The following is a 13055-nucleotide window of genomic DNA, read 5'->3' as shown; positions in this document are numbered from 1 at the left end:
AAGCAAGTGCGAGGATGTTGGTTCCTTCCGGGAAATGCGCTGAACCGCGATTGAACGCCCGCTTCAAGCCTCCGATTGAACCGACGCGCCACCCCCGCTAACCGCCGACGATGATCGCCGTCATCTCGCCCGCCAAAACGCTGGACTACGACACGAAGCTGCCGCCGGTCACGCCGACGAAGCCCCGCTTCGCGGAGGAGGCGGCCAGCCTCGCCCGATCCGCGGCGCGGCTGCCGCAGAAGCGTCTGCGCGAGTTGATGCATATCTCGCCCGCGTTGGCGAAGCTGAACGCCGATCGATTCCGCGACTTCGCTGGCGCACAGGAACGGCCGGCGCTCTACGCCTTCGCCGGCGACGTCTATACCGGGCTGGATGCCGCCACGCTCGACGAGGCGGCGGTCGATTACGCTCAGGACCATCTGCGTATGTTGTCGGGGCTTTACGGGCTGTTGCGGCCACTCGACGCGATGAAGCCCTACCGGTTGGAGATGGGCACCCGCTGGGCGCCGCGAAAGGCGAAGCTGACCGATTGGTGGCAGGATCGCATCGCCGATGCGCTTGCCGGGGATCTGGAAAAGGAGGGTTCCGGCACCCTCCTGAACCTCGCCAGCCAGGAATATTGGGCCGCGGTAGAGGGCCGGTTGCCCGCCGATGTCCGCGTGATCGCCGTGGATTTCCGCGACGGTGACCGGTTCGTCAGCTTCCACGCAAAGACGGCGCGCGGGCTGATGGCGCGCTGGCTGGTCGAGCACCGCGTCGCCGATGTCGAAGCGATGAAGGGCTTCGACACCGATGGCTACCGCTTCGTCGCGGACGAGAGCGACGACACCCGCTGGAGGTTTTCGCGATGACGGCGATCGTCATAGGGGCGTCTGGCGGCATTGGCGCAGCGATGGTCGAGGCGCTGCGGGACGAGGACATTGCCGTCCGCGGCTTCGCCCGCAGCTTCATCGGGCCTGACCATGTCGACCTGACCGACGAGGCGAGCATCGCCGCCGCCGCCGCGTCGCTGACGACGCCACCGACCCTGGTCTTCCTCTCCACCGGTCTGCTGCACGAGGACGAGCGATCGCCCGAAAAGGGGCTCGCCGCGCTCGACGCCGAATGGCTGATGCGCCAATATGCGATCAACACGATCGGCCCGGCGCTCGTCGCCAAGCACCTGCTGCCGAAGATGCCGAAGACGGGCCGCTGCGTGTTCGCAGTCCTGTCCGCGCGGGTCGGCAGTATCGGCGATAACCGGCTGGGCGGCTGGTATGGCTATCGCATGGCGAAGGCCGCGCTCAACCAGTTCGTCCGCACAGTGTCGATCGAGGAAAAACGGCGGAACGATCGCAGTATCGTCGTCGGGCTGCACCCGGGGACCGTCGACACGGCGCTGTCGAAGCCGTTTCAGGGCAACGTTCGCCCCGACCAGCTCTTCACGCCATCTCGCGCCGCGGTGCAATTGCTCGACGTCATCGATGCCCTGAAAGCGCCGGACACGGGCAAGCTGTTCGACTGGGAGGGCAAAGAAGTCACGCCGTAACGGGCGCCCTTCCCCGTCATGCCGGGCTTGTCCCGGCATCCACCCGCCCGCGAACCAACGATCGACGAGTACGCGGTTCCGTAGGTGCCTGAACAGGCCCGGCATGACGAACCATTTCGGCCGTCTCGCCTTGTGCATTCGCATAAAACCTCCTCCAGCGGGGGCCGGGTTTCAAGCTCGGCAAATGTCGAAAGGTGCACGAAGCCGCCGGCAACTGGACCCCGGCCTCCGCCGGGTGGAGGTGCGGGCAACGGCTCACACGCGTCCTAAACACCTGCACTCGTGACCATTTTGTCACCTCCCCGCCAAGCACCCGCCATCCGCCGGAGCCGATAGAGCCCCTAGACGGCGTCGTTCTCCCGGCGGCGTCGTCGCCTTCTCCAACCCGGAACAAGGACCGCTTCGATGACCAAGTCGCTCCCCTTCGCCCTGCTCGCCGCTGCGTCGATCGCGTCGGGAGCAGCCGCCGTGGCTGCCGCCACCCCGCAGGCGGCGCATCCCGCCACCACCGCCCATGTCGTGACCACGCAGCGCGCGGTCAGGACCAAGGTTGCCGGCAAGCCGACTTCGGCGCGCGTCGCCACCGCCACGCGCACCGCCGCCGTCGTGCACACGCCGGGCGGCAGCATGGTCACGACCAAGACATCGACCGGCAAGACCGTGACCTACGACTGCCGCAAACCCGGCAACCAAGCCAAGACCGCCTGCAAGGGCTGAAGACCTACCCCGTTCCCCACCGCCCACGCACGCGCCTCCCCGTACGCGTGCGTGGGCCGGACGATTCCGATACGCACCTCGCACGCACGCGCGCGCACGCGTGGACAATGGCTGCCGGACGACCTAGGACTGCCACACCCCTGTAACGATCCGGATACTGACCTTGGCCGACGACATCGTCCTCGCCGATCCTCCCGCCAATCCCGATGGGATGCCGACGATCTCCATCGTCGACGAGATGAAGTCGAGCTACCTTGACTATGCGATGAGCGTCATCGTCGCGCGCGCGCTGCCCGACGTTCGCGACGGTCTGAAGCCGGTGCATCGCCGCATCCTCTACTCGGCGTACGAAAGCGGCTTCGTCGCGGGCAAGGCGTATCGCAAGTCGGCGCGCATCGTCGGTGACGTGATGGGTAAATACCACCCGCACGGCGACAGCGCGATCTACGACGCCCTCGCGCGGATGGCGCAGGACTGGTCGATGCGGGTGCCGCTGATCGACGGCCAGGGCAATTTCGGCTCGATGGACCCCGATCCGCCCGCCGCGATGCGCTACACCGAGGCGCGTCTGGCGAAGGTCGCCAATTCGCTGCTCGACGGGCTCGACAAGGATACGGTCGATTTCACGCCGAACTATGACGGTTCGGAGCGCGAGCCGTCGGTGCTGCCCGCGCAGTTCCCGAACCTGCTGGTCAATGGCGCCGGCGGCATCGCGGTCGGCATGGCGACCAACATCCCGCCGCACAATCTGGGCGAAGTCATCGATGCGTGCTTCGCGTACCTCGACAATGGCGCGATCACGTCGGAGGAACTGACCGAGATCGTTCCCGGCCCGGATTTCCCGACCGGCGCGATCATCCTGGGTCGGGCCGGCGCTCGCTCCGCGTACAGCACCGGCCGTGGCTCGATCATCGTCCGCTCGCGCTACAAGATCGAGACGAAGAGCGGCGATCGCCAGTCGATCATCCTGACCGAAATCCCGTACCAGCAGGGCAAGAACGCGCTGGTCGAAAAGATCGCCGAGGCCGCCAAGGAAAAGCGGATCGAGGGCGTCAGCGACATTCGCGACGAATCGAACCGCGAGGGCGTGCGGATCGTCATCGACCTGAAGCGTGATGCCACGGCGGAGGTCGTGCTCAACCAGTTGTGGCGGCACACGCCCGCGCAGGGGTCGTTCCCCGCCAACATGCTCGCGATCCGCGGCGGTCGGCCAGAGCTTCTCAACCTGCGCGACATCATCGCCGCCTTCATCGACTTCCGCGTGCAGGTCATCACCCGCCGCTCGAAGTTCGAACTAGCCAAAGCGCGGGACCGCGCGCACCTGTTGCTCGGCCTCGTCATTGCCGTCACCAACCTCGACGAGATGGTGCGGATCATCCGCGGATCGTCCAGCCCCACCGCCGCGCGCATGGCGTTGCTGGCGCGGGAATGGCCCGTCGCCGAGATCGCGCCGTACCTGCGGCTGGTCGAGGCGGTCGAGGTCGACCATGTCGGCGACGTCTATCGCCTGTCCGATGCTCAGGTCCGCGCGATCCTAGACCTGCGTCTCCACCGTCTTACCGCGCTCGGCCGCGACGAAATCGGCGACGAGCTGAAGACGCTGGCAGACTCGATCGGCGAATTGCTCGAAATCCTCGCCAATCGCGTGAAGCTGTACGAGGTCATGCGCGGCGAGTTGAAGGCGATCCGCGACCAGTTCGCGACGCCGCGCCGGACCGAGATCGCCGCCGCCGCCGATGGTATCGACGACGAGGACCTGATCGAGCGCGAGGACATGGTCGTCACCGTGACGATGGAGGGGTATATCAAGCGTACTCCGCTCGACACCTTCCGCTCGCAACGCCGCGGCGGCAAGGGCCGCGCCGGCATGGCGACGAAGGACGAGGATGCCGTCACCAGCCTGTTCGTCACCTCGACTCACACGCCTGTCCTGTTCTTCTCGACCGCCGGCAAGGTGTACCGCCTGAAGGTCTGGCGCCTGCCCGAGGGTGGCCCCGCCACGCGCGGCCGGCCGATGGTCAACCTGCTGCCGCTGGCACCGGGAGAGACGATCTCCACCGTCCTGCCGCTGCCGGAGGACGAGCTGCGCTGGGGCGACCTGCACGTCATGTTCGCCACCGCGAAGGGGTCGGTGCGCCGCAACAGCATGGACGCGTTCGCGAGCATTCGCACCTCGGGCAAGCTCGCGATGCGCTTCGACGAAGGCTCCGACGATCGCCTGATCGGCGTGTCGCTGCTGACCGAGGAGGACGACGTCCTGCTCGCGACGCGTCAGGGGCGCGCGATCCGCTTCTCCGCCACCGACGTGCGTGAGTTCCAGAGCCGCGATTCGACCGGCGTTCGTGGTGCGCGCCTGGCGGACGGAGACGAGGTCATCTCGCTCTCCGTCCTGCGCGGCTTCGACGCGACGCCGGCCGAGCGCGAGGCCTATCTGAAGGCCGCACCGTGGAAGGAGGGCGAGCGCGAGATCACGCTCGAACCCGATCGCATGGCCGAGTTCGAAGCAGCGGAGGAGTTCATCCTCACCGTCACCGCCAACGGCTATGGCAAGCGCACCTCCGCCTACGAATATCGCCGCACCAATCGCGGCGGTCAGGGCATTACCAACATCGTCACCTCCGACCGCAACGGCCCGGTCGTCGCCAGCTTCCCTGCGCATTCGGGCGAGCAGCTGATGCTGGTCACCGATCAGGCGAAGCTGATCCGCCTGTCGGTCGGAGATACCCGCGTCACCGGCCGCAACACGCAGGGCGTCACCCTGTTCAGCGTCGGCAAGGGCGAACATGTCGTCTCCGCCGCGCGCATCGACGAGGAGGAGGAGCCGGAGAACGAAGCCGAGGCGATCGTCGCCGACGAACTGTCGGCCTCCCCCGCCGCACCCGCCGACGATACGCTGACACTGGATGATGGTACGGGTCCACAGACGCTGGACGAGCAGGTCGACGAGAGCGACGACGGGGACGACGCGGAATGACGACCCAAACCGCGTACAAGGTGCTGACCGCCGACCAGATGGCGACGCTGGAGCGGGACGGCCGGTTCGACGGCGCGCCGGTGGATGTGGCGGACGGCTACATCCACCTCTCCACCGCCGACCAGCTAACGGCGACGGTCGACAAGCACTTTGCCGGCCAACGCGACCTGTACGTCGCCGCCGTCGATCTCGGCAGTTTCGACGCATCGCTGAAGTGGGAGGAAAGCCGTGGCGGCCAGCTCTTCCCGCATCTTTACGGCCCGCTGCTCCTGGAAACCGTCATCGCTTACGGCCCGCTCGAACGTGATGACGATGGCGTGGTGAAATTGCCCGTCGCGGGTTGAAGGCTGCGCGCAACCGAACCGCGCCTTCGCCGGTTTGACCGGAATGACCCACACACCTCCCGTCCCCGCCGGCAATCAATCGCCCTACCCGCTCCAGACGCCACCCAAGCCACACACCGAGCACGCACCGCCGCCGGGCGATCCGCGCATCGCCGCCACCCCGCCCGCCGGCAAGTCGCCGAACATGGGCCTGATCGCGCTCGCCGCCGGTCTGGGGCTTGGGCTCGCTGCCGTCGCAGGCGGGCTATTCGTCGCCTCCCGCGACAGCGGCAAGCGGAAGAAGCCGAAACGCAAACCGAAGCCGGGACCGAAGGCGAAGAAGCCCGCCGCTTGATCGCGTCAGGCGAACAGGTCCACCACCTCGATATCGTCCGCCACCTCGCCCCGCATCGCCGCGATCAGCAGCGTGCGGTGGCAGTGGCATGGATCACGCTCGTAACACACCAGCGCGCTGGGGCGTTCGGCGGCCAGCGCGAGCATCACCGCCGCCTCGGCCTGAGCTTCCGGCAGTTCCAGCTGTTCGGCGTAGACGGCCTCCAACGTTGCCACATCGCCCTTCTTGGCCGCATCCCGTCCCCGCTTGGGCGTACCCAATGCGCGAAGGTGCCGATATTCGATCCCCGCCTCTCCCAGCGACGCCGCGAGCGACGACTTGGAAAAGCCCGGCCGCCGGGACAATGGCAGTGCACGGACATCGATCACCCGCTCGACCCCCGCCGCCACCAGCGCCGCGATGAAGTCGGCGACGGTCGTCGCTTCGTACCCGATGGTGAAGACCTTCATGGTCCAGAGATGGGAACGAACACGCCTCGGCTCAACCGCCTTGACCGCCTGGCTCCCGCGCCAATCCATCTGCGGCGGACAGGGCGATCGGTCCCGCCTGCATGCGTTTTCCCGTGACTTTTGGGACCAATCGCGGTGAACGACGGGCATGACACACGATATTCACATCGTTGGCGGCGGCCTCGCCGGGTCCGAAGCCGCTTGGCAACTGGCGGAGGCCGGCGTTCGCGTTCGCCTGTCCGAAATGCGCGGCTCGGGTGAGCGGACCCCGGCCCACCAGACCGATGATCTTGCCGAACTCGTCTGCTCCAACAGCTTCCGCTCCGATGATGCCGAGGCCAATGCCGTTGGCCTGTTACATCAGGAGATGCGCGGGTTGGGCTCGCTGATCCTGCGCGAGGCGGACAAGCACCGCGTCCCCGCCGGCTCCGCGCTGGCGGTCGACCGCGACGGCTATTCCGCCGGCGTTACCGCCGCGCTGGCCGATCATCCGAACGTCACGCTGGTCCGTGAGCGGATCGACACGCTGCCGGACGGACCGACGATCCTCGCCACCGGCCCCCTCACCGCCGCCTCGCTGGCGGAGGCGATCGGCGCCGCGACGGGCAAGGAGTCGCTCGCCTTTTTCGACGCGCTCGCGCCGATCGTCCACCGCGACAGCATCGACATGGACGTGGCATGGTTCGCCAGCCGCTGGGATAAGGGCGAGACGAAGGACTACATCAACTGCCCGATGACGAAGGACGAGTATCTCGCCTTCCACACCGGCCTGGTCGAGGGCGAAAAGACCCCGTTCAAGGACTGGGAAAAGGACACGCCCTATTTCGAGGGGTGCATGCCGATCGAGGTGATGGCCGAACGCGGCGTCGACACGCTGCGCTACGGCCCGATGAAGCCCGTGGGCCTCGACGATCCGCGGACCGGCCGCTGGCCCTATGCCGTCGTTCAGTTGCGGCAGGATAATGCGCAAGGCACGTTGTGGAACATCGTCGGGTTCCAGACCAAGCTCAAGCATTCCGAGCAGGTGCGCCTGTTCCGCACCATCCCCGGCTTGCAGAACGCGGAGTTCGCGCGGCTGGGCGGGCTTCACCGCAACACCTTCATCCGCTCGCCCGAACTGCTCGACGCGACGCTGCGGCTGAAATCTCGCCCCAACATCCGCTTTGCCGGCCAGATCACCGGGTGCGAAGGCTACATCGAGAGTGCGGCGATCGGCCTGCTCGCGGGGCGGTTCGCGGCGGCGGAGTTGCGCGGAGAAACCTTGCCGCCGCCGCCCGTGGAGACTGCGCTCGGCGCGCTGCTCGGCCATATCACGGGTGGCGCGGAGGCGGAGACGTACCAGCCGATGAACGTCAATTTCGGCCTGTTTCCGCCGATCCCCGGCCGGACGAAGAAGGCGGATCGCAAGCGCATGTACACCGACCGGGGCCGGGCCGCACTGGCGGAATGGCTCAACTCTCCTCCGCCGCCGGCTCCCGCTCCCCAGCGGGAGGACAGCGCAGTTTCGGCTTCCGCTTGACCGCAGTGGTGGCGAATTCGGCGGCGGTCATGCCGCCGGATTTGTCACGATCGGCAGTGGCGAACTTGGTGGCTGCCTTCACCGCCCATTCATCGAACGACAGCTTGCCGTCACCGTCCACGTCGAGTTTGGCGTATGCCTTGCGCCGCTGCGCCAGATATTCGTCGCGCGTGACATCGCCGTCGCGGTCCTTGTCATACCGTCCGAACCTTTTCTGCTCGCGCGTTTCAGCCGTCGCCTCCGGGACCGGGGCGGTGTAGGTTGCCGCGGCCCGGCTTTGCACCGCGGGCGCGGACGGCAGTAACGGCTCCGACGCAGCGCCGCCGCGATCCCACGCCATCACGCCCGCCGCCAACGCCGCCAGCCCGGCCACACCACCCGCCATGTATCGCCACATCAGACCGCCCCCACATCAAAGATGCACAGGCTAAAACTGTTTTCGTTGGTGCGCTACATCCCTGTCAGGCGGTGCCGAATTAAACGGAACGCCAGCGCAGGACCGGGAAGCCTGTCGGGGGTGGCCAGTGCAGCCCGCGCCACGAGTGCCAGCGTTCCCAATGGTCGCAAACGTCTTGGCCAGCGCATTGAGAACGCGGCGTCAAATCGCTGTTCAGCCAATGTCCGTGCCTCGGCCGATGCGAGCTGATCCGTCAGCCGCGGTACGAGATCGGCTAACGCCCAGCCCTCGCCCGCCATAGTGGCTCCGCGCCGATCCCCTTCTCCGGGGGCCACGATCGTCGCGAGCAGCTGGAACAGCCGACCGCCGCGCTCCTCCGCAAACCGCTTCAGCGCCGTCGCGTCCAGGTCGGGTTCCAGGAGCACCTCCCACCCCTCCACCATCGCGGCGAGGTCGGCCCCGGACACACCGGCGGGCAGCGCGTCCGTCGCCAACCCCTGCAACACCGGCTGCGCAGGCGGTGCCTTGTCGTCGAGGGCACTCAGCGCCCCGTGCCACCACGTCAGTCGCATCTGTCCGATCATGGGCTCGCGAGTCGTGCGCAGGATTTGACCCAACGCCCTGTCGAGCGCCAAAACCGCCTCAACTGCCGGGCGTCGGGCGACCGGCATATGCGCCATGGCCAAACGTTGCGGGATATCAGCGGCGTGCGTCGCATCAACTTGGCTATTCTGACCGTGGTCCATGTTTTCCTGAAGAATGAGGCTTTCGAACCGAATCTTTACTAACACAGGATAAGGCGGGCTCATGTACTTCCGCCCGTTTCTCACGAACCCCCTCGGGTGGTTCCCCCGCAAGGGTCTGCTTGCAGACCGCCGCGGGGCGGTGGCGGTAGAATTTGCGATCTGTGCTTCCGCCTTCTTCGCATTGTTGATCGCCTGTGCACAGACCGTCCTGATCTTCTTCGCGCAGCAGGCGCTACAGACCGGCGCGGAGGCCGGCGCCCGCTACATCATGACCGGGCAAGCCAAGCAGGCGGCGATGAGCGCCGCCCAGTTCCGCACCTACGCCTGCGGACAGATGCCACGCATCTTCGACTGCAACAACCTGATCGTCGACGTACGAACCGCCGCCGACTTCTCCAATATCGACACCGACACGCCCGGCATCACCTATAATCCCGACGGCACGGTTTCGAACGCGTGGCAGTTCAATTCGGGCGGCAGCCAGTCGATCATGATCGTCCGGCTCATGTACTTCTGGAACGTGCAGATCGGCCCGCTGAGCCTCGACTTCTCCAACGCCGGTCGGGGCAAGCGCCTGTTGATCGGCACGATGGTGTTCAAGTCGGAGCCTTACCGGTCATGATCCGCTCGCTGCGCAATGATGCCCGCGGGATGGCGATGGTCGAATTCGCGATGGTCCTGCCGATCCTGATCACGCTGTTTCTCGGCGGGTATCAGCTGACCCAAGCCTCCGCATGTCAAAGACGCGTAACGATCGTCGCGCGCTCCATCGCCGATCTCGTGTCGCGCTACGACACGATCAGTGCGGCGGAGGTCGGTACGATCCTCGACGCGTCGACCCAGATCATGGCCCCGTATGACGTCGCGGCGGCCCAGTCCCGCGTCAGCCTGATCAAGGTCGATGCCGCCAGAAACGTCACCGTGGTCTGGAGCGTCCCCAAGAATGGGGTCGAGCGCCCGACCGGCGCCTTCACCGGTCTGCCCGCCGCGATGAGGATCGCCAACAGCTACTATGTGCTTGGCGAAGTCGCGTACGACTATCGCCCGATCGGCGGCCAGTTCGCCTGGCCGATCAACTTCACCCAGTCGCTGTTCATGGTTCCCCGCAAATCGACTTACGTGGATTGCTCGACGTGCTGACGCACGCGATCTTTCGCCGTTTGGGCGGGCTGCGCCGGGACCGGCGTGGCAACATGCTGATGATCTTCGCCTTCTCCATGATCCCGCTCACCTTCGCGACGGGCATGGGCATCGATTATGCGGGCGCGATGCGGCTTCAGACACGTCTCAACGCGGTGACCGATGCGGCGTCGCTCGCCGGCGTCACTGCGCCGATGATGAAGAACACGATGGACGTGGCGTGCAAGGCGGCGCGCAGTACGTTCGAAAGTCAGTCCACCGCCATTCCCGGGCTTGCGATCGACACCTCGCGCGCGTCCGGCCTGACGATCACCATCACCGACACGCTGCCGATCGGTATCCCGGTCACGATCGTCTGTCCGGCCAGTGGCACACCAATCGTGCCATTTTCGCGCCCGCTCAGCAGAACCGTCGTGGTCACGTACAATGCGACGTCCGCCAACGGCTTCTCGGGCATTCTGGGCAAGGCCACGCTGGACATCGGCGGCTCCGCGACCGCCAAGACCACGATCGCGCCATACATCGACATCCATCTCGCGCTTGATACTTCGCAGTCGATGGGCTTGGCCGCGACGGATGCCGAAGCGCTGAAACTCTGGAATGCAACCAAGTTCTACAATAATCGAGGTTGTCAGTTCGGCTGTCACGCCAAAGATCCCAATGAGAAATACTCGATGGAACAAATCGCGCGCATGCCGCTCGTTAACGCCAAGATGCGGATCGACGTGCTGCGCGAAGCCACGATGGACATGATCAATACGGCCGTTGCCGGCCAAGGCAACGACCAGACTTATCAGTTCGGCCTCTACCGGATCGGGAAGAACTCCGGCCGCTGGAACATAGGCGTCGACGAATACGTAAAGCTGACGACCGATCTCGCCAGCGTGAGCAGCAAGGTCAGCTCGCTCACGCTCAGCGACAATGATGGGGCGATCGGCTTCGGCGACACGGATTTGCCGACCACCGCCAATTTCGTTCTGCCCTATATCAAGGCCACGAGCACCAGCGTCGATGACGGGACGACGCAGGCGAAGGCCCGTAAGTTCTTTTTCATGGTCACGGACGGCGTCACAGATATCGAGGGCAACTGCACCTACGGTCACTGCACAGCGCCGATCAATCCCGCCAGCTGCGACGCGTACAAACAAAAGGGGGTCACAGTCGGGATCGTTTACACTACTTTTCTCCCGACGAAGGCCGATCCCACAAAGCCCAATAGTACTGCATTGCGCGACGAATACATCAAACTGGTGCAGCCCATCGCGAAAGATATCAAACCCAATCTCGAAAAATGCGCGAGTCCTGGCTGGTTCTTCGAGGCTTCCGACGAACCCACCATCCACGCCGCCATGCAGAATCTGTTCCGTCAGGCGACCCAGACACCTACGATCATCCGCTGATAGGACACGCGCAACGAAAAACCCCCGCCGTCGCCGGCGGGGGTTTTTGCGCTACCGATCGAGCAGTCGCATTTAGCGGTAGCAGACCTTCTTCACCGCCGCGACGATGCGGGCGGAGTCGATCAGCGCCAGCTTCTCGAGGTTGGCGGCATAGGGCAGCGGCACATCCTCGTTCGTCACGCGCAGGACGGGGGCGTCGAGATCGTCGAAGCCCTCCTCCATGACGATCGCCGCGATCTCGGACGCGATCGAGCAGGTCGCCCAACCCTCCTCGACCACGACCAGCCGGTTGGTCTTCGCCAGCGACTTGAGCACGGCCTTCTTGTCGAGCGGCCGCAGCGTGCGCAGGTCGATGACCTCCGCGTCGATGCCCTCGTCCGCCAGCTTGTCGGCGGCTTCGAGCGACAGCCCGACGCCAATCGAATAGCTGACGATCGTCACGTCCTTGCCCGACTTCATGATCCGCGCCTTGCCGATCGGCAGGACCCAATCGTCGACCTTGGGAACGTCGAAGCTGCGGCCGTAGAGCAGCTCGTTTTCCAGGAACACGACCGGATCGCCGCTGCGGATCGCCGCCTTCAGCAGACCCTTTGCGTCGGCCGCATCATACGGTGCGATGACGATCAGGCCGGGGACGCTGGCGTACCACGGGCCGTAATTCTGCGAGTGCTGCGCACCGACGCGGCTGGCCGCACCGTTCGGACCACGAAACACGATCGGGCAGCGCATCTGGCCGCCGGACATGTAGTTGGTCTTGGCGGCCGAGTTGATGATGTGATCGATCGCCTGCATCGCGAAATTGAACGTCATGAACTCGACAATCGGCTTCAGTCCGCCCATCGCCGCGCCCGTGCCGACGCCGGCGAAGCCGTATTCGGTGATTGGCGTGTCGATGACGCGACGGTCGCCGAACTCGTCCAGCAATCCCTGCGTGACCTTGTACGCGCCCTGATACTGCGCGACTTCCTCGCCCATCACAAACACGCGGTCGTCTGCGCGCATCTCTTCGGCCATCGCATCGCGCAACGCCTCGCGAACGGTGGTCTTCACCATCTCGGTGCCCTCGGGCACCTGCGGGTCCGCGACTTCGGCTGTGTGGCCAGCCGCCTCGAACATCTGGCGCGCACCGGTGTCGACCTTCTCCTGCGCGGGATGCGCGGAGTCTTCGACGGTATCGGCCGGCTTCCGTTCGTCGGCCTTGGCGTCCGGGCTCGGGCTGTCGTCCTTGGTTGCGGGCGCGGCGGGTGCCGCAGAGGCGTCCTCGCCCTCGGCGGCCAGCGTCATGATGACAGTGCCGACCTTCACGTTATCGGTACCCTCGGCGATGACGATCCGCGCGACCGTGCCTTCGTCGACGGCTTCAAACTCCATCGTGGCCTTGTCAGTCTCGATCTCGGCCATGATGTCGCCGGATTTAACGCTATCGCCTTCCTTGACCAGCCATTTCGCCAGCGTGCCTTCCTCCATCGTCGGGGACAGCGCGGGCATCTTGATCTCGATCGGCATC

General features: G+C 65.6%; 14 protein-coding genes. 10 read left to right on the top strand and 4 right to left on the bottom strand.

Features of this window, described 5'->3' with window-relative positions; translation table 11 throughout:
* Positions 1-110 precede the first annotated feature (110 nt).
* The 6 genes from yaaA (at position 111) to AC0CH8_RS10285 (ending at position 5897) form a co-directional block, all read left to right on the top strand.
* The gene (yaaA, locus tag AC0CH8_RS10310; protein WP_465239805.1) at positions 111-851 is read left to right on the top strand and encodes a peroxide stress protein YaaA; all 741 of its coding nucleotides are present in this window, start codon (positions 111-113) and stop codon (positions 849-851) included.
* On the top strand, positions 848-1528 hold the full coding sequence (locus tag AC0CH8_RS10305; protein ID WP_465239804.1) for an SDR family NAD(P)-dependent oxidoreductase: 681 nt from the start codon (positions 848-850) through the stop codon (positions 1526-1528). Before yaaA ends, AC0CH8_RS10305 begins: the two co-directional genes overlap by 4 nt.
* A gap of 405 nt (positions 1529-1933) precedes the next feature.
* A complete protein-coding gene (locus AC0CH8_RS10300; protein ID WP_465239803.1) occupies positions 1934-2245 on the top strand; it encodes a hypothetical protein in 312 nt (103 codons plus the stop codon).
* 163 nt (positions 2246-2408) lie between these two features.
* Positions 2409-5219: a DNA gyrase subunit A gene (gene gyrA, locus AC0CH8_RS10295; protein WP_465239802.1), complete on the top strand. Its 2811-nt coding sequence runs from the start codon at positions 2409-2411 to the stop codon at positions 5217-5219.
* Positions 5216-5563: a DUF952 domain-containing protein gene (locus AC0CH8_RS10290; RefSeq protein ID WP_465239801.1), complete on the top strand. Its 348-nt coding sequence runs from the start codon at positions 5216-5218 to the stop codon at positions 5561-5563. Before gyrA ends, AC0CH8_RS10290 begins: the two co-directional genes overlap by 4 nt.
* A 43-nt stretch (positions 5564-5606) precedes the next feature.
* On the top strand, positions 5607-5897 hold the full coding sequence (locus AC0CH8_RS10285) for a hypothetical protein (protein ID WP_465239800.1): 291 nt from the start codon (positions 5607-5609) through the stop codon (positions 5895-5897).
* Positions 5898-5902: 5 nt separating this feature from the next.
* On the opposite strand, the gene AC0CH8_RS10280 is transcribed toward AC0CH8_RS10285, so the two are convergent.
* Positions 5903-6346 (bottom strand): DUF488 domain-containing protein, encoded by a 444-nt coding sequence (locus tag AC0CH8_RS10280; protein WP_465239799.1) that lies wholly within the window; start codon positions 6344-6346, stop codon positions 5903-5905.
* Between the two features lie 148 nt (positions 6347-6494).
* On the opposite strand from AC0CH8_RS10280, the gene trmFO reads away from it, so the two are divergent.
* A complete protein-coding gene (trmFO, locus tag AC0CH8_RS10275) occupies positions 6495-7865 on the top strand; it encodes a methylenetetrahydrofolate--tRNA-(uracil(54)-C(5))-methyltransferase (FADH(2)-oxidizing) TrmFO (protein WP_465239798.1) in 1371 nt (456 codons plus the stop codon).
* Here trmFO and AC0CH8_RS10270 read toward each other — a convergent pair.
* Both AC0CH8_RS10270 and AC0CH8_RS10265 read right to left on the bottom strand, forming a co-directional pair.
* Entirely contained in the window at positions 7798-8262 is a 465-nt protein-coding gene (locus AC0CH8_RS10270) for an EF-hand domain-containing protein (RefSeq protein WP_465239797.1), read from the bottom strand. The two genes, trmFO and AC0CH8_RS10270, sit on opposite strands and share 68 nt — an antisense overlap.
* A gap of 53 nt (positions 8263-8315) precedes the next feature.
* A complete protein-coding gene (locus AC0CH8_RS10265) occupies positions 8316-9071 on the bottom strand; it encodes a squalene/phytoene synthase family protein (RefSeq protein ID WP_465239796.1) in 756 nt (251 codons plus the stop codon).
* A gap of 76 nt (positions 9072-9147) precedes the next feature.
* Here AC0CH8_RS10265 and AC0CH8_RS10260 point away from each other — a divergent pair, with 76 nt between their 5' ends.
* Genes AC0CH8_RS10260 through AC0CH8_RS10250 form a run of 3 tightly spaced genes read left to right on the top strand, consistent with a single transcriptional unit; the run spans position 9148 to position 11548 of the window.
* A complete protein-coding gene (locus AC0CH8_RS10260) occupies positions 9148-9630 on the top strand; it encodes a TadE/TadG family type IV pilus assembly protein (RefSeq protein WP_465239795.1) in 483 nt (160 codons plus the stop codon).
* Entirely contained in the window at positions 9627-10148 is a 522-nt protein-coding gene (locus tag AC0CH8_RS10255) for a TadE/TadG family type IV pilus assembly protein (RefSeq protein ID WP_465239794.1), read from the top strand. The genes AC0CH8_RS10260 and AC0CH8_RS10255 overlap by 4 nt, the downstream gene beginning before the upstream one ends.
* A complete protein-coding gene (locus AC0CH8_RS10250; protein WP_465239974.1) occupies positions 10142-11548 on the top strand; it encodes a TadE/TadG family type IV pilus assembly protein in 1407 nt (468 codons plus the stop codon). The genes AC0CH8_RS10255 and AC0CH8_RS10250 overlap by 7 nt, the downstream gene beginning before the upstream one ends.
* A gap of 72 nt (positions 11549-11620) precedes the next feature.
* Here the strand turns inward: AC0CH8_RS10250 and AC0CH8_RS10245 are convergent, their stop codons facing one another.
* Positions 11621-13054, bottom strand: a complete 1434-nt coding sequence (locus tag AC0CH8_RS10245; protein WP_465239793.1) for a pyruvate dehydrogenase complex E1 component subunit beta — start codon at positions 13052-13054, stop codon at positions 11621-11623.
* Between the last annotated feature and the right edge of the window lies 1 nt (position 13055).

It is taken from the genome of Sphingomonas sp. AC435, from assembly GCF_979253005.1.
Note: the sequence above shows the minus strand (reverse complement) of the source record. Positions and strands in the feature narration are given on the sequence as shown.